Source organism: Steroidobacter sp. (assembly GCF_016790065.1).
Classification (GTDB): Bacteria; Pseudomonadota; Gammaproteobacteria; order Steroidobacterales; family Steroidobacteraceae; genus Steroidobacter.
Window position 1 is genome coordinate 1 of sequence record NZ_JAEUPY010000593.1, and the last position, 16,175, is coordinate 16,175.

Below are 16,175 nucleotides of genomic sequence, written 5' to 3' on the forward strand. Positions count from 1 at the left end.
ACTAACTGTTGCCGACCTTCCGGACCCACCGGCGCGATCAACCGGCCGCCCGGTGCCAGCTGCGTGAACAACACATCAGGGATCGCGAGCGGCGCGGCGGCCATCAGAATCGCATCGTAAGGCGCGTGCCCGCTCCAGCCCTGAAAGCCGTCGCCATGACGTAAATGGACATTGGAGATATTCAGTTCCCGCAGCCGCTGGCGTGCGCGTTCCTGCAAGGCGCCGATGCGTTCGATGCTGTAGATGAAACGCACCAACGGCGACATCACCGCGGTTTGATAACCGCAGCCGGTGCCGATCTCCAGCACTTTGCCCGGCGTGCCCGCTTCGATCATCGCCTCGGTCATGCGTGCGACCACGAACGGTTGTGAGATCGTCTGGCCGTGGCCGATCGGCAGCGCTGTATCTTCGTATGCACGCGTCGCGAGCGCTTCATCGACGAACAGATGGCGCGGCACATTGCGAATCTGATCCAGCACCGCCGCATTGACGATGCCTTGATCGCGCAGACGCTGCACCAAACGTTCGCGCGTGCGCGCCGACGTCATGCCGATGCCGGCACGATTACCATTGTTGGTCTTCGGTGGCGCGGGTGGCTTCATTCAGCTCGCCCCTGCAACCAGCTGCGCATGTCGTCGAGCATCGAATGTCGCGTCAGATCGATTTGTAACGGCGTCACCGACACATAGTTGTTGGCGACGGCATGGAAGTCCGTGCCTGGCCCGGCATCCTGACTACCGCCCGCCGGCCCCACCCAATACACCGGTCGACCTCGCGGATCGGCCATGCGTACGATGGGTTCGGAACGATGCCGGAAGCCCAGCCGCGTCGCCTGATAGCCCCGCAGTTGCTCGAACGGCACATCGGGCACGTTGACGTTGAGGATGGTGGCCTGATGTAACGGCGAGCGCTGAATGCGCATCACCAACTCGGCCGCGACGCGCGCGGCAGTCTCGAAGTGATTGCCTGAGTCCGGCTTGATGACCAGCGACATCGCAATCGCCGGCAGTCCCAGAAAGCGCCCCTCGATGGCCGCCGCGACCGTGCCCGAATAGAGCACGTCGTCGCCCAGGTTGGCACCGTCGTTGATGCCCGAGACCACCATGTCGTGATCGGTCTCGCCTTCGAACAGGCCGGAGACGGCCAGGTGCACACAGTCCGTGGGGGTGCCGTTCACCACCAGGAATTTGCGTTCATCGAATGGCACCACGCGCAACGGCATGTCGAGCGTCAGTGAGTTACTGGCACCGCTGCGGTTGCGGTCCGGCGCCACCACCGTCAGGTCGGCGAGCGGCGCGAGCGCCTCACCCAAGGCCCGCAGACCTTCGGCGCGATAGCCGTCGTCGTTGCTCAGAAGGATCTTCATGCCGCGCCAGGAATGTTCATGGAAGCTTGCGGCGCCGAACTATACTGGAATCCGAGCCTCAACTTGAGAGCAGAGCCAGTGGAAGACTGGAGTACTTGGTGAACGACGAGCGGGATGGTGACGACCCGAGCTTCCGCGAGGCCATGCGCGACGTGCGCCGCCTGCGGACGACTGACAAACGTGCCCCATCGGCGCCCAAACCGCCGCCGCGCGCGCGCTTTACCAGGGCGGACCAGAAGGAGGTTCTGAAAGAGAGCCTGCTGCCGCCGAGCGATGAAGCGGCGCTGGCCACCGGCGACGAGCTGAGTTTCCGCCGGCCGCACATTCCCGAGGGCGTGCTGACCAAGCTGCGTCGCGGCCAGTATGTGGTCGACGGCGAGATCGATCTGCACGGCATGACCGGAGCCGAGGCCAAGGCGGCGCTCCGGGAGTTCATTACCGAGGCCGTGGTTCGACGCATGAGCTGCGTGCGCATCGTTCATGGCAAGGGTCGCCGCTCCGGACCGCGCGGCCCGGTGCTGAAGAACGTCGTCAACCAATGGTTGCAACGGATCGACCAAATCCAAGCCTTCGGCTCGGCACGCCAGGTCGACGGCGGTAGCGGCGCCGTGTACGTGCTGCTGAAGGTCAAGCGCTAGCTCACACATCAGCTTCGGGTGTCTCCGCCTGAAACGCATTGTCGATCAGCTCGTGCAAGACCGCGGTGGCGAACGAGCCACGCTGCAGGCGGAATTGTAGATGGACGTCGGCGCCTTCGATGCGCCAGACCAGCTCCCTCACCGGCACACGCAACGGCCGACGCTCCGGCTCGAGCTTGGCCTTCGACAAGCCAGTCGCGAGCACGGCGTGTTGCTGACCGATGCGTGCCTCCAGCGCCGCTATGGCCCCCGTGGTGGCTAACGGCTCGCCGTGCCACATCGGCCCCGTGGGATGCACATCGAGCTGCTGACAGCGGTCACGCAACGTGTCGTCGATGGCCTCGGGCACGAAGATGCTGCCGCTGCCGTTGAGGTTCACCACATCGCCATCGAGCAACTGATTCCAAGTCCCGGCATGGATGCGCTCGGCCAGCACGGCGTTGAAAATCACTGAGCGTGCCGCTGACAGGGCGAAGCCCCGCTCCGCCCGTTCCGGTGCCGGACCGCCTTCGAACCAAGCGACCGCCGCAGTGACGTTGTTACCGTTGTGACCAAACCGCTGCGGCCCGAAATAGTTGGGCACGCCTTGGGCGGCGAGTGTTTGCAAACGTTGTTCGAGGAGCGACACATCGCCCACGAAGTCGCGCAGCACCAGCACGAAGTCGTTGCCCTTCAATGCACCTCGCTTGAGTTTGCGACGGGTGCGGGCCGCGTCGATGACTTCGAAGCCATCGCCGGTGACGCCGAGCCAGTTCGGCACCGCCGAACGCCCCGGCACCGTGAACGCTTGTTCGGCAACCGCGTCGCGATCTTTCAAACCAGCGAAGCCCACATCGCGCGGCTGGATCTTGCCGATTCTGGCCAGCTGCTTGGCCACCCACATGGTGTTGGCGCCGCGCTTGCGGACTTTCAGCAGCAGATGATCGCCATCGCCGTCGGCTTCGAAACCGAGCCATTCGCGGACCAGGAAATCTTCCGGGGCGGCCCGCAAACGTGCACTACCTGCCGGTCCGCCGTGCGCACACGGCAGATTGATTAGCTCGACTGTATTCATCCGGCAATATGCTCGATCAGCGCGATGGCCTGACACGCCAGTCCTTCGGCACGCCCGATGAAACCCATCTTTTCGCTAGTGGTGGCTTTGATATTGACGCGTGTGATGTTGACGCCCAGATCGGCGGCAATATTGGTACGCATCGCTTCTCGATATTTGCCCAGCCGCGGGGCTTCGCAAATGACCGTGGTGTCGACGTTGACGATCACGAAGTCACGTTCCTTGAGCAGATCGCGAACGTGCTTCACGAAGGCGCGACTGTCAGCGCCCTTCCAACGTGGATCGGTGTCTGGAAAGTGCATGCCGATGTCGCCGAGGCCAGCGGCCCCCAACAGCGCATCGCAGATCGCATGTAACAAGACGTCGCCGTCGGAGTGCGCGAGGATGCCGTGGCTATGGGGAATCTTTTCGCCACCGAGCGTCACATGATCGCCGGCGGTGAAAGCATGGACATCGTAGCCCTGCCCGATGCGCAATCTGGAAGTCATGCCGCGCTCCGTGATTTCAAAATGCGTTCGGCACGCAGCAGATCTTCCGGCAAGGTGATCTTGATGTTGTCCGCGCAGCCTGCGACCAGCTTGGGTTGTAAGCCGAGCGCTTCGACTGCCTGAGCTTCATCGGTCACTGCCACGCCGCTGGCGAGCGCAGCTTCGAGTGCCCGCTGCAAAACGTCACGACGAAACATTTGTGGAGTCAGGGCTCGCCAAAGTTTTTCTCTTGTCACGGTTTGCGCGACCCGACCGCTAGCGTCGGCACGCTTCAATGTATCTACGACTGGCGCGGCGAGCAGTCCGCCCACCGGGTCGTCGCTCAATTCAGAAAGCAATTTGTCGACGTCCGTGGTCGTCAAACAAGGCCTGGCTGCATCGTGCACCAACACCCAGTCCTCCGCCGTGGCACGGCCCTGCAGAGCTTTGAGCCCCGCCAGCACCGAGTCCATGCGCTCCGCGCCGCCGCTCGCTGTCGTGATCTTCGCATTGCCAGCCAGACCAGTTTGCGTCCAGCGAGCATCTTGCTCGGCCAGCACCACGACGATGCCGGCAGTGCGTTGGTGCGCCAGGAACGGCGCAAGCGACCATTCGATCACGCTGCGACCGGCGAGCGATAAATATTGTTTGGGCACAGCTGCGCCCATACGGCGGGCACTACCGGCCGCGGGCACGATCACCCAAAATCTGCTCTCCACTACGGAACCTCGGACGCCGAACTAACCGCTAGTTTTCGTTCGGCCGGCGCGCCTGGATGACGCTGGCCGGCGATCTGCCGCCGCGTGAGGCACCGCCGCTCTCTTCCGGCTCCTCGGCCGAAGCGTTCGGCGCGGGCTCGGCGGGTGCCTTGTTGGGCTCGACCACTTGATAGAAGGTTTCGCCGCGACCGACCATGCCGAGGTCGGTGCGGGCACGCTCCTCGATGGCGACAGTGCCCTTCTTCAAGTCCTGCACTTCCGCCGCCAGCGTGCGATTGCGCTCCTTGAGCTCGCGGTTCTGATCCTTCTGAACCTCGATCTCGGCGCGCAACCGATGGACCTCACGCATGCCGCCGTCGCCCAGCCACAACCGGTACTGCAGCAGTACCAGGATGAGGACCAGGCCGGCGGCGAGAAATTTCATGCGTCAGTTATTTAGCATGAGATGCCAGGCAGCGGCACCGGCAGTGCTTCGACGCCGGCGTACTTGGCTTCGCTGCCCAACTCCTGCTCGATACGCAGCAGCTGGTTGTACTTGGCAATACGATCCGAACGCGACATCGAGCCGGTCTTGATCTGCGTGGCGCGAGTCGCGACCGCGATATCCGCAATGGTCGAATCCTCAGTCTCGCCCGAGCGATGCGACACCACCGCCGAGTAGCCCGCATCCACCGCCATGTCGATGGCAGCCACGGTCTCGGTCAGCGTGCCGATCTGGTTCACCTTGATCAGAATCGAATTGGCGATGTTGCGATCGATGCCCTGCTTCAGGAACTTGGTGTTGGTGACGAACAAATCGTCGCCCACCAGCTGCACCTTCTTGCCGATGCGCTGAGTCAGCAACGACCAACCGTCCCAATCGTCCTCGCTCATGCCGTCTTCGATGGTCACGATGGGATAGCGGCCCACCAGGCCTTCCAGATAGTCGGCGAACTGTGCGGACGTGAACTTACGATTCTCCGACTCGAGGTGATAGACACCGTCCTTGAAGAACTCGGTGCTGGCCACGTCCAGGCCCAAGAAAATCTGTTTGCCAGCCTTGTAGCCGGCGCGATCGATGGCTTCCAGAATGGTTTCCAGCGCCGCTTCGTTGGACGGCAGGTCCGGCGCGAAGCCGCCCTCGTCGCCCACCGAGGTCGCAAGCTTGCGCTCGTGCAGAACCTTCTTGAGCGTGTGGAACACTTCAGCGCCATAACGCAGCGCTTCGGACAGCGACGGAGCGCCGACCGGCAGAATCATGAACTCCTGAATGTCGACGCTGTTGTCGGCATGCGCGCCGCCGTTGATGATGTTCATCATCGGCACCGGCAGGGTCTTGGAGCTGCCCAAGCGGCGGAACAAAGATTGTTTGGTTTCCTTGGCCATCGCATGCGCGTTGGCCAGCGACACCGCGAGCAACGCATTCGCGCCCAGGCGCGACTTGGTCTCGGTGCCATCGAGCTGAATCATGGCCTGATCGATGGCGGCTTGATCGCCAGCATCGCGACCGACCAGCAGCTTCTTGATCTCGCCATTGACGTTGGCGACAGCCTTGAGCACGCCCTTGCCGAGATAGCGCGCTTTATCGCCGTCGCGCAGTTCGATGGCTTCACGCGCACCGGTCGAGGCGCCGGACGGGACTGCAGCGCGACCTACCGCGCCGGAATCCAGAAATACATCGGCCTCCACGGTTGGATTGCCGCGCGAATCGATGATCTCGCGGCCGCGGATGTCGACGATCTTGCTCATAACAAACTTTCCTCGTAAGGCCGCGACTTCACGGCTTGATCCAATTCCTTCAGTGTTGTCAGCAACGCTTCCATGCGTGCCAGCGGCCAGGCATTCGGGCCGTCGGATAAAGCTTTGGCGGGATCGGGATGCGTCTCCATGAACAAGCCGGAGACACCGGCCGCCACTGCCGCACGCGCCAGCACCGGCACGAACTCGCGTTGACCACCGGATGAAGTGCCCTTGCCGCCCGGCAATTGCACCGAGTGAGTCGCATCGAACACCACCGGCGCGCCGGTCTCACGCATCACCGCGAGCGAACGCATGTCGGACACCAAATTGTTGTAACCGAATGTGAAGCCACGCTCGCACACCATGATCTGTTGATTGCCAGTGGAACGCGCCTTCTCGACCACGTTGCCCATTTCCCACGGCGACAAGAACTGACCCTTCTTGATGTTCACGGGTCGATTGTGGGAACAGACATTGACGATGAAATTGGTCTGACGGCACAGGAACGCCGGCGTCTGCATCACGTCCACGACTTCGGCCACTTCGGCGAACGGCGTGTCTTCGTGCACGTCGGTGAGCACGGGCACACCGATCTGTTTCTTCACTTCGGACAGGATGCGCAGGCCCTCTTCCATGCCCGGGCCACGGAAGCTGTTTACGGACGACCGGTTGGCCTTGTCGAACGATGACTTGAAGATGAACGGCACGTTCAAACGCGTCGCCAGTTCCTTGAGCTGGCCGGCGACGTCGATGTTCAAGCCGGCGCTCTCGATGACGCACGGTCCCGCGATCAGAAAGAACGGCTTATCCGGCCCGACGTCGAAGTTCAGCAGTCGCATGATGTCTCGATATAGCTAAATCAGGCGCCACCGACCGCGACGCGCTTCTCTTCCGGCTGCTGGTTCTGGTGATACGCACGCGCAGCCTTCACGAAGCCGGAGAACAACGGATGACCATCGCGCGGCGTGGAGCGGAATTCCGGATGGAACTGGCTGGCCACGAAGAACGGATGCGACGGCAGCTCGACCATTTCCACCAGACCGTCACGCGAGAAGCCCGAGAAGCGCAGGCCCGCGTTCATCAGCTTCTGCAAATAACGATTATTGAACTCGTACCGATGGCGATGACGTTCCATCACCGTGTCCGAGCCATAAATTTGATGAGCCTTCGAGCCGTGCGACAAGCGCGCTTCCTGAGCGCCCAGGCGCATCGTGCCGCCCATTTCCGACTTCTCGCTGCGCTGTTCGACAGCGCCCTTCTCGTCCTGCCATTCGGTGATCAGCGCCACCACCGGATGCGGCGAAGCGCGGTTGAACTCAGTGGAGTGCGCGCCCTGCAGGCCGGCGATGTTGCGAGCGAATTCGATGATGGCCAGCTGCATACCCAAGCAGATGCCCAGGTACGGGATCTGACGCTCGCGCGCGAACTTGATCGCCTGCATCTTGCCTTCGACACCACGCTCGCCGAAGCCGCCCGGTACCAGAATGGCGTCGACGCCTTCCAGGCAACCCGTGCCGTGCTTCTCCACGTCCGTCGCTTCGACGAACTGGATGTTGACGCGCGTACGAGTGCGCACACCGGCGTGAGTCAGCGCTTCGGTCAACGAGATGTAAGAGTCGCGCAGATTGACGTACTTGCCGACCATCGCGATGGTGACCTTGGCCTCCGGATTGGCCTTGGAGTTCACCACCTGCTTCCATTCGCTCAGATCGGCCGGCGGCACGTCCAGGCGCAGCTTGTCGACCACGATGTCGTCCAGGCCTTCTTCGTGCAACATCTGCGGAATCTTGTACAGATCGTCGGCATCCAATGCCGAGATCACGGCGCGCTCTTCCACGTTGGTGAACAGCGCAATCTTGCGACGATGCTCGGCCGGCACGGCATTCTGCGAACGGCACACCAGGATGTCGGGCTGGATACCGATGGAGCGCAGCTCCTTGACCGAGTGCTGAGTGGGCTTGGTCTTGATCTCGCCCGAGCTCGGGATGTACGGAATCAAGGTCAGGTGCATGTAGAGCACGTTGTTCCGGCCCAGCTCCACGCCCAACTGACGGATCGCCTCGAGGAACGGCAACGACTCGATGTCGCCCACCGTGCCGCCGATCTCCACCATGCAGATGTCGGCGTCGCCGGCACCCATGCGGATACAGTGCTTGATCTCGTCGGTGATGTGCGGGATGACCTGCACCGTCGCGCCCAAATAATCGCCACGACGCTCTTTGGCGATCACGCGCTCATAGATGCGGCCGGTGGTGAAGTTGGAATTACGTGAAGTGGTGGTGCGCACGAAGCGCTCGTAATGGCCGAGGTCGAGATCGCTCTCGTAGCCATCGGTGGTCACGAACACTTCGCCGTGCTGGAACGGGCTCATGGTGCCCGGATCCACGTTGATGTACGGGTCCAGCTTCACCATGCTGACCTTGAGGCCGCGCGATTCCAGAATGGCGCCCAGGGAAGCCGCGGCAATGCCTTTACCCAGCGAGGAAACAACACCGCCGGTTACACAAATAAAACGCGTCATCGTAAGCACCGTCGCAAAGAAGAGTGGGATCTGGAGTCGGTGACGCCGCCCGGCACACGTTGGTGGAGGCACATCACTGAGAATCACGACGGGAGCGCAGTGTATCTCAAGACACGCACCACGGATAGACAAAGACGGATAGAAATCGTCTATCTGTTGGGTCGGGTAGCGACGAGGCTGGGCCGCGGCTCCCACGCGATGGTCATGCCAGGCTCGCCGTCGGCGGCGGCGAACTCGGCCGCGATCCACAAATCGCCGACAGCGACCAGTTGCTGGCCGGCGTAAATCAGCGGCACACGCTCGCGCCACCACGGCAGGATGGCCGACGCTTGCAGCAGCTTTTTCAGTTTGTGGTGAAACGCGTGCCCGACCGGCTGCAAGGTCTCGCCACCGGCGCGAAAGCGCACGGTCAAAGTTGCCGGCAGCTTAGCTGCACTCAGTGCGCCCGCCTCCGCCGGAACCATGCGTAACCTACCTAGACTCGCCGGCAAGTCCAACGACGACTGACGGTGCCAGTCGAGCACCTGCTCGGCATCCAGCGCTGGCAACTGCGGCTCGCAGTACAGCCAGCCGCGATGCCGGCGCAGCTCCCAGCCGTCCCAGGCGATACACGGCACTCGATCCTGGCTCGCAGCCAGCATGTCGTGCTCGATGGCGGCGAGCTTGCGCGTCGAAGGTGCCCGAGCCCCGCGTCGTCGGATCCAATAACGAAGCAAGTTACGCCGACGTTCGGGACTGAGCACCGCCAGCGCTGCGACCTCCAGACAGTCACCATCGATGGCGCGCTCGGCGTCCAACGCCGCCAATTGCGCCAACGTCCGCCACGCTTCCTGCAGATGCTGAGTGGAACGCAACGCTGTCTGCGCCGCCGACGGCCAGCGCTCGCGTAACACCTCGACCACCCGATGCCGAACGAAGTTGCGATCCATCGCATGATTGGCGTTGGAAGGATCGGTGAGCCAACGCAGGCCTTCCGCCCTCGCCCACACTGCCAATTCGGCGCGAGTGAAACTCCACAGCGGCCGAACCAACATCCCGCGAGCGAACGGCTCGATGGTTTGCATGGCGCCCAAGCCCAGCACACCGGCGCCACGCATCAGTGCCAGCAGCACCGTTTCGAGTTGATCGTCGGCGTGCTGTGCGACCAGCAGATGCTCGCCGGCACGCAACTCGTTCGCGAACGCGGCGTAACGAGCGTCCCGCGCGGCCGCTTCCAATCCCCACTCATCGATGCCCGTCACATCGACGCGAATGGAATTGAATTCAACCTGCAGGGCTCGCGCCTCGCGTTCGCAGTGTTCGCGCCAGAGCGCCGAGTCTGCGTGTAGTCCGTGATCGATGTGCACGGCGCGCACTCGATATGTTTTCGATTCGCTCGCGAGTCGAGCGAATGAATGTAACAACACCGTGGAATCCAGGCCGCCGCTGAAAGCGACACAAACCGAAGCGTCTGCCGGCAGCAGGCTGACACCGCCCGGTCCTCGTTGCAGCCGAATCTGCAGCTCACGCGGACAAAACATGAGCTTTCGACCCCGTTATCCGACGCTATAAACTCCGTAGCCGCGCAGCCGCTGCTCGCGGTTCTTCATCAATTGTTCCAACGGCTTGGATTGCAAGTCGTTGAGGTGACGCAACAGCGCGTCCTTCAAAGTATCGGCCATCAGTTGCGGGTCGCGATGCGCGCCACCCAGCGGTTCCTTGAGCACTTCATCGACGATGCCGCCGAGCTTGGCGATGCGTTCAGCGCTCACGCCCATGGCTTCGGCCGCCAGATCTTTCTTGTCGCCGCTGCGCCAGAGAATGCCGGCGCAACCTTCCGGAGAGATCACTGAGTAGATGCTGTACTGGAGCATCAACAAGCGATCGCCGACGCCGATGGCCAGCGCGCCACCCGAACCGCCCTCGCCGATCACCACGCTGATGATGGGCACTTGCAGGGTCGACATCTCGAACAAATTGCGCGCGATGGCTTCACTCTGCCCGCGCTCTTCGGCACCGACGCCGGGATAAGCACCCGAGGTGTCGATGAACGTAATCAGTGGCAACTGGAAACGCTCGGCCATGTGCATCAGGCGCAGCGCCTTACGATAGCCCTCGGGCTTGGGCATGCCGTAGTTCCGGCGCACGCGTTCCTTGGTATCGCGGCCCTTTTGCTGCCCGATCAGCATGATCGGCCGGCCGTCCAGACGCGCCACGCCGCCGATGATGGCGTGATCGTCGGCATACATGCGATCGCCGTGCAGCTCCTGGAAATCGCTGAACACCGAGCTGACGTAATCCAGGGTGTAAGGTCGCTGCGGATGGCGGGCCAGCTGGGCAATCTGCCACTGGCTGAGGTTGGAGAAGATGCTGGTGGTCAGCGCCCTGCTCTTGGCGCGCAGACGAGCGATCTCCTCGCCGATATTGACCTCGGCGTCGCTGGAAACGAACTTCAGCTCGTCGATCTTTGCCTCCAATTCGGCGATCGGCTGCTCAAAGTCCAGGAAATTCATTGCCATGCAAACAGTTGCCTCATCCTGCGGAGGCGCGAACATAGCGGGCGCCCGCCTGAAGGGCAAGCGCGGGCTGCGGGCGGCCCAACCCGAAAGCGCGGCAGCTGCCGTTTATAGCCAGCAGTCGTCCCTCAAGGGGCCCCTCTGGAGCTCAAATGCGCCTGCCTACCTCGACTCTTGGCCTGCTTGCCGGGTTGCTGCCGTTGTTAGCGCCTGGCCCGTGCCAGGCCAGTCATGACAGCCCGCCCTCGTACATACATCGTTGGGCGGGCGTGGAGATTTTCGACACCACCGCCGGCTATGCGCTGCCGGTTTATGTGCATCGGGACCGGCTGTATGTGGCCGGCGAGCCGGGCCATCGCTACGAGTTGCGCATCAACAATCGCTCCGAGGAGCGGCTGCTGGCCGTCACCAGTGTGGACGGAGTGAACGTAATCACCGGCAAGACGGCCGATGAACAGCAGTCCGGCTATGTGCTGGATCGCTGGAGTGGCGTCGAGGTTGAGGGTTGGCGCAAGAATCTGGACGAGGTCGCCACCTTCTATTTCACCAGACTGTCCGATTCATATGCCGCTCGCACCGGGCGGCCACAGAATGTCGGCGTCATCGGCGTAGCTGTGTTTCAGGAGCGTCGTGCTTGCTGCCGACATCATCCGTTCTCGGAGCGAGAGAACAGCGCCTCCTCGCCTGCCGCCCCCACTGCTAAATCTGAAGCGCAAGCCGCAGATGAATACTCGCCGCGGCAGGAACGCGGCAGATTGGGCACCGGTCATGGTGAGCGCGAAACCTCGCCGGCGCAGTATGTCGACTTCGAGCGCGCCTCCAGTGCGCCGGTCGAAACCATCGTCATCTACTACGATTCGAAAAAGAATTTAATGGCGCGCGGCGTGATTCCCAAGGCCGAACGCTACGCCGGCCAGGACCGCCCCAATCCATTTCCCAACGGCAGTTTCGTACCCGATCCTTAACGACTCAGGATTCAGGAATCAGGACTCAGCGTCGGGTGCGCCGCCCGCCTTGGCCAAATCCTGTTGATTGATCTTGTCCACGTTGAACTTGGCGAGCCGCTCTTTCATGGTCTTCAACACTTCGGCCAGCGGCGGCGGCTCGTCCTTGATCCAACGCAGCGGATTGATGCGTGCGACCACGAACGCACGCAGGTAAGGACTGACCAAGCCGCGCTGTTTGAGCTTCTCGACCACAGCCGTCACTTTCTCATCCAGCTCGAACACCTGATCGGCCACCTTCTGATGCAGCTTCAGCGATGTTTGTAACGAGTCGGACGAGAACTCTTGCAGCCGCCGCAAGATGGGATGATAGGCACCGCCGGCGAAATTACCTTTGCGCTCGTAACACAATCCCAACGTCACCAACGACGCTTCTTCCAGATAGAACGTGAAGTCGCTTTCCGGCCGGCGCGGATCTTCGTCGATGAGTCCCTTATAGATACGAATCACCTCGAGCGCCCGCTCACGCAAGTTGTGAGCCTTCTCGGTGTTGAGCGCGAGGATCTGCCAAGCGATCTCACGCTTGGGCACGACCAGCGCGATGATGGATTTGGCACCGAGCCGTCGCATGGCTTCGAGACGATGCCGGCCGTTGGGCGTCCAGAAACCTTCCTTGGGCGCGGTAATCGCAATCACCGGATCCAGGAATAGCCCGGTGCGATCGATCACGCCCGAGAGCTTTTTGTGATGAGCATCGGACAGATCGCGTTGAAACGGCGTCGGCTCTACTTGATCGATGGGCAACGCCGCCAGCAGCAAGGGATTGCGCCCGAGCGGCTCGCAATAACTGGCAATAACCAATCCGCCTTCATGCTCGATGCGCTCGGCAACCGCGGCGGCATCGGGCGGAAGGGTGTCGAGCCTACATTCCGCCGGCAATACGCCACGCGTGCGCGGCGCTGCTTTTTTCGGCGTCTTGCGCTTGGCGGGAGCGCGTTTGCGTTTGGCTGGGGTCTTGCTCTTGGTGGCCATGAAACGTTGGCTCCTGAGACGTGCAAAGGACAGACATGCAAAGGTTGCATACGCAGACCGGGACCGCTCCATGTCAGCAAATCCTACTTGGAACCGATTCGCCGTGCCTTGCGTTGTTTTTGCGGACGGGCGACGTCCATTTCTGACGTTTGCCCCCGCTTTCGAGTTCCAGGAGACCCCCAATGCGAAACGGCGCTTTTGACACCCCCATCCGGCATCTCCGCAAGGATTTACAGAGCGTCGCCCGCGATGCCGAAGAATTGCTTCGTGCCACTGCCGACGTGACCAATGATCGCGTGCAGGAAGCGCGAGCGCGCACCCAAAAAACCGTGAAGGAAGCGTTCGATAATTTGTACGACCGCCGGATGCAACGGCGCGTCCGCAAGTACGCCCGCCATGCCGACACCTACGTCCGCGATCACTCGTGGGGCATCATCGGCGCAGTGGCCGGTGTCGCCTTGCTGGTGGGTCTGCTCGCGTCCCGCCGCGATTGACCGGCCGCGATCAATAAGGAGCAGCTATGAGCCAGACGCCAAGCCCGCATGAAAGCAAGGTCTGCGACGCCATCAGCGACCCCACGCGTGAGTATGGCAAGCCCATGGATGTGGTTCGCGACAGCGGGCTGCATGCCGATGAAAAGTTACGCATCCTGGAATCGTGGAAAAAGGATGCGGAGCTGTTGTCGGTCGCTCAGGACGAGAACATGGCGGGCGGCGAGCGCCCGCAGCTACAGGATGTGATGCTGGCGATCCAGGAATTGGAGCGCATCAGCGGGCCGATCAACTAAGGCCCGAATAAGGTCACTGGGCTACCACCCTCGCCGGCTAGTGCTTGCCCAGATTGAGCAAGTTCGCCGGCGAGTATTGATCGGTCAGGATGCGAGCATCGCGCTCCCAATCCTGTTTCCGCGAAAACAACGGCAGCAACTTGCCGCTGCTGAAGCCGAACGACTCGAACGCCTTTTCGAACCGCTCGCTGTTGGCCTTTAACTGTGTGTCATCGGGCAATGAGCCGTTACTGGCAATGATCACGCGATTCTCACGCTTCAAATTAAAGAACTGCGGAAACACCGACGCATAGGTGGTCGACTCGTGGTCGTACAGGCGGCTGGACGAAAATGTGTTGGCCACCAGCACCCCATTCGGCGTCAACAGCCCCTTCACCTCTTTCAAGAACTCCTGGGTCAGCAAATGCTCGGGTATGTATTCGTGATCGAAGGCATCCAACATGATGAGGTCGTAACGCTGTTGCTCGCGTAGCGCCTTCTTCACCTGCACTCGCCCATCTGCTTCGATGACGTTCACTGCACTGCTGTCGCCGAGATCGAAATAACGACGCGCCACTTTGACCACAGCCGGATCGATCTCGACCACGTCAATGCGCGCCTGAGGCACGACTTCTCGTAACGCTCGCGGAATGGTGCCGCCGCCGAGACCAATGATCAGGATGGACTTCGGATCTGGCTGAGCGAACAGCGCACCGAGCATCATCTGCGGATAGTTCATCACGATGCGGCTGGGCTGCTTCACGTCCTGGCAGGTCTGCCGGCCGATACGACAGTAGCGCGTGAAACAAATACAGCGCACGTCGCCCGTCTGATAGACGAGCACTTCCCGATACAACGAGCGTTCGGAGTGCAACAGCTTCATGTCGTTGGCGCTCGCGCCCTGAGTGGCGAACAGCGCGGTCACCCACAATAGCAACGCCAATCGACTATTGCGCATTCGCTTCTCCGCGTACCAGACAGGCGACCACCCCTATGCAACCGGAAATCGCCATCAGCGCCATTAGGATGTGATTCACTTCCATCAGCAGCACCAGATAAAACGAGGTCAACAAGGTGCCGGCGGCACTGCCGAAAGTAGACACGAAATACAGCTGACCGGCATGACGGCCGGAGCTGGAGCGATCCTGCACGATCAAGCGCACGGCATACGGCGAAATCATTCCCGAGAATACTGTGGGGATGAAGAACAGCACCGTCGCGCCCACCAGCGAACCGAAGCGCGGATCGGGAATCGCGCTGGCCACGGCATCGAGCATGGGCACGGCGAACAACAACAGCGGCAACACGGTGATGGCCGCCACCATCAGAATGATGCCGAGCTTACGCACGCTTGGCGCGTTCATGGACAGGCGACCGCCGACCAGATAGCCGATGGACAGCGCCAGCATGAACACCGTGATGATGGCGCCCCACACATAAATACTGCTGCCGAAAGTCGGCGCCAACAGTCGGCCACCGAGCAGTTCCACTGCCATCACAAAAAAGCCCGACCAGCCCGCAATCAAATAACTTAACAACAGCCGCATGCATCCGCCGTCTTGATTTAGTTAGAGAGGGAGGTCGGCGGTGGCAGTTCGCCCGACGCAGCCACTACTTTGAACGCGTCCTTGAGGGTCCCGCGCGGCCGGGGCGCTGCACCCCTCATCCACACCGAGCTGGAAAAATCCCGCGATTCGCCGGGGGGTATCGAGATCGAAATCCAATGTCGGTCCTGCCACAGAACCGCACAGCCCGTGGGATCGAGGGCGCCTTCGAAGCAATCGTTGCGCGTGACTAGCAGCGTGATGGACTTGAGCAACACATCCGAGCGGTTCTCGATGCGTCCTCGCAACTCGAACGGCGCACCGCTGCCGGTCATTTTCGGGTCTTCGATCTGTACCGAATCGGGCGCGATCACTTGCAACGTCGCCGCCGGCGACGTCGGTCGGCCACGCTGCTGCACTTTCGGCTCATCGTCGGCATCGTTGCCGCCACCCAAGCGCTGAATCATGCCCCACGTCAGCATCGCGCCGAGCAACACGCAGCCAATGACGCCGATGACGCGGTACCTCGGCACCGCCAGAGCCACCACGATGAAAATTGTAGCGAGTATCCAGTACACCCTGAGAGCATACCTCGGTGTGGCTGGTAGCGATGAACCAATCGTCGTGAGCCGGGAACCCACGGCTGCGACGGGCGTTTTACCCAGCAGTAACGCTCGCATCGTGAGGAGCAAGTCATGGGTTCACCGCGCAACGAAGGCGAAGGCAATAAGACTGCCGATCGCAATTACCGCAAGGCGACGACGGAGTTCGTCGAGTCCGAGCGAGGTCAGCGTGAAATCGAGAACGCTGGCAACGTGTCGCCGAGTGAGGAGAAGGACATCCGCCGCGCCGAGGAGCAAGCCAAGCAACGTGCCAAGGATCATGATCCGGCCGAGTTGAGTGGCGGCCA

At 61.7% G+C, this 16,175-nt stretch carries 20 protein-coding genes; 5 read left to right on the forward strand and 15 right to left on the reverse strand.

The genetic code is table 11. From position 1 onward, the window contains the following. Together JNL55_RS24455 and surE are read right to left on the reverse strand one after the other, a co-directional pair. Positions 1-602: protein-L-isoaspartate(D-aspartate) O-methyltransferase (locus JNL55_RS24455; RefSeq protein WP_293860364.1), on the reverse strand; the 602-nt coding region annotated here is incomplete at its 3' end. Then, complete coding sequence (surE, locus tag JNL55_RS24460) at positions 599-1,366, reverse strand: 5'/3'-nucleotidase SurE (RefSeq protein WP_293860367.1); 768 nt, start codon at positions 1,364-1,366, stop codon at positions 599-601. The genes JNL55_RS24455 and surE, both read right to left, overlap by 4 nt. Before the next feature lie 98 nt (positions 1,367-1,464). Here surE and JNL55_RS24465 point away from each other — a divergent pair, with 98 nt between their 5' ends. Beyond that, complete coding sequence (locus JNL55_RS24465; protein ID WP_293860370.1) at positions 1,465-2,004, forward strand: Smr/MutS family protein; 540 nt, start codon at positions 1,465-1,467, stop codon at positions 2,002-2,004. A 1-nt stretch (position 2,005) separates the two neighbouring features. Here JNL55_RS24465 and truD read toward each other — a convergent pair whose 3' ends face one another. From truD to JNL55_RS24510, 9 genes are all read right to left on the reverse strand, one after another. Then, positions 2,006-3,058 (reverse strand): tRNA pseudouridine(13) synthase TruD, encoded by a 1,053-nt coding sequence (gene truD, locus JNL55_RS24470; RefSeq protein ID WP_293860373.1) that lies wholly within the window; start codon positions 3,056-3,058, stop codon positions 2,006-2,008. Beyond that, on the reverse strand, positions 3,055-3,546 hold the full coding sequence (gene ispF / locus JNL55_RS24475) for a 2-C-methyl-D-erythritol 2,4-cyclodiphosphate synthase (RefSeq protein WP_293860376.1): 492 nt from the start codon (positions 3,544-3,546) through the stop codon (positions 3,055-3,057). Before ispF ends, truD begins: the two co-directional genes overlap by 4 nt. After that, positions 3,543-4,244: a 2-C-methyl-D-erythritol 4-phosphate cytidylyltransferase gene (gene ispD / locus JNL55_RS24480; protein WP_293860379.1), complete on the reverse strand. Its 702-nt coding sequence runs from the start codon at positions 4,242-4,244 to the stop codon at positions 3,543-3,545. Before ispD ends, ispF begins: the two co-directional genes overlap by 4 nt. 28 nt (positions 4,245-4,272) lie before the next feature. Next, positions 4,273-4,668 carry a cell division protein FtsB gene (gene ftsB / locus JNL55_RS24485; protein ID WP_293860382.1) on the reverse strand — a complete coding sequence of 132 codons (396 nt, stop codon included), beginning with the start codon at positions 4,666-4,668 and terminating at the stop codon, positions 4,273-4,275. An 11-nt stretch (positions 4,669-4,679) separates the two neighbouring features. Further along, a complete protein-coding gene (gene eno / locus JNL55_RS24490; protein WP_293860385.1) occupies positions 4,680-5,972 on the reverse strand; it encodes a phosphopyruvate hydratase in 1,293 nt (430 codons plus the stop codon). After that, positions 5,969-6,802: a 3-deoxy-8-phosphooctulonate synthase gene (kdsA, locus tag JNL55_RS24495; RefSeq protein ID WP_293860388.1), complete on the reverse strand. Its 834-nt coding sequence runs from the start codon at positions 6,800-6,802 to the stop codon at positions 5,969-5,971. Before kdsA ends, eno begins: the two co-directional genes overlap by 4 nt. 20 nt (positions 6,803-6,822) lie before the next feature. Beyond that, on the reverse strand, positions 6,823-8,484 hold the full coding sequence (locus JNL55_RS24500) for a CTP synthase (RefSeq protein WP_293860391.1): 1,662 nt from the start codon (positions 8,482-8,484) through the stop codon (positions 6,823-6,825). 149 nt (positions 8,485-8,633) lie between these two features. Continuing rightward, on the reverse strand, positions 8,634-10,004 hold the full coding sequence (gene tilS, locus JNL55_RS24505) for a tRNA lysidine(34) synthetase TilS (protein ID WP_293860394.1): 1,371 nt from the start codon (positions 10,002-10,004) through the stop codon (positions 8,634-8,636). Between the two features lie 15 nt (positions 10,005-10,019). Beyond that, positions 10,020-10,982 carry an acetyl-CoA carboxylase carboxyl transferase subunit alpha gene (locus tag JNL55_RS24510; RefSeq protein ID WP_293860442.1) on the reverse strand — a complete coding sequence of 321 codons (963 nt, stop codon included), beginning with the start codon at positions 10,980-10,982 and terminating at the stop codon, positions 10,020-10,022. Positions 10,983-11,131: 149 nt separating this feature from the next. Between JNL55_RS24510 and JNL55_RS24515 the strand changes: the two genes are divergently transcribed. After that, on the forward strand, positions 11,132-11,944 hold the full coding sequence (locus JNL55_RS24515; protein WP_293860445.1) for a hypothetical protein: 813 nt from the start codon (positions 11,132-11,134) through the stop codon (positions 11,942-11,944). An 18-nt stretch (positions 11,945-11,962) separates the two neighbouring features. Here JNL55_RS24515 and JNL55_RS24520 read toward each other — a convergent pair whose 3' ends face one another. Continuing rightward, positions 11,963-12,955, reverse strand: coding sequence for a ParB N-terminal domain-containing protein (locus tag JNL55_RS24520; protein WP_293860448.1), 993 nt, complete (start codon positions 12,953-12,955; stop codon positions 11,963-11,965). 182 nt (positions 12,956-13,137) lie between these two features. On the opposite strand from JNL55_RS24520, the gene JNL55_RS24525 reads away from it, so the two are divergent. Both JNL55_RS24525 and JNL55_RS24530 read left to right on the forward strand, forming a co-directional pair. Then, positions 13,138-13,449 (forward strand): DUF883 family protein, encoded by a 312-nt coding sequence (locus JNL55_RS24525; RefSeq protein WP_293860451.1) that lies wholly within the window; start codon positions 13,138-13,140, stop codon positions 13,447-13,449. A 26-nt stretch (positions 13,450-13,475) separates the two neighbouring features. Further along, entirely contained in the window at positions 13,476-13,742 is a 267-nt protein-coding gene (locus JNL55_RS24530) for a hypothetical protein (protein ID WP_293860454.1), read from the forward strand. A gap of 37 nt (positions 13,743-13,779) precedes the next feature. On the opposite strand, the gene JNL55_RS24535 is transcribed toward JNL55_RS24530, so the two are convergent. The 3 genes from JNL55_RS24535 to JNL55_RS24545 are packed head-to-tail and all read right to left on the reverse strand — an operon-like array spanning position 13,780 to position 15,810. Continuing rightward, positions 13,780-14,679, reverse strand: coding sequence for a spermidine synthase (locus JNL55_RS24535; RefSeq protein WP_293860457.1), 900 nt, complete (start codon positions 14,677-14,679; stop codon positions 13,780-13,782). Continuing rightward, positions 14,669-15,268 (reverse strand): fused MFS/spermidine synthase, encoded by a 600-nt coding sequence (locus tag JNL55_RS24540; RefSeq protein WP_293860460.1) that lies wholly within the window; start codon positions 15,266-15,268, stop codon positions 14,669-14,671. Before JNL55_RS24540 ends, JNL55_RS24535 begins: the two co-directional genes overlap by 11 nt. A gap of 17 nt (positions 15,269-15,285) precedes the next feature. Then, positions 15,286-15,810: a hypothetical protein gene (locus tag JNL55_RS24545; RefSeq protein WP_293860462.1), complete on the reverse strand. Its 525-nt coding sequence runs from the start codon at positions 15,808-15,810 to the stop codon at positions 15,286-15,288. A 150-nt stretch (positions 15,811-15,960) separates the two neighbouring features. Here JNL55_RS24545 and JNL55_RS24550 point away from each other — a divergent pair. Continuing rightward, positions 15,961-16,175 (forward strand): hypothetical protein (locus tag JNL55_RS24550; protein ID WP_293860464.1); only part of this gene is annotated, 215 nt, incomplete at its 3' end.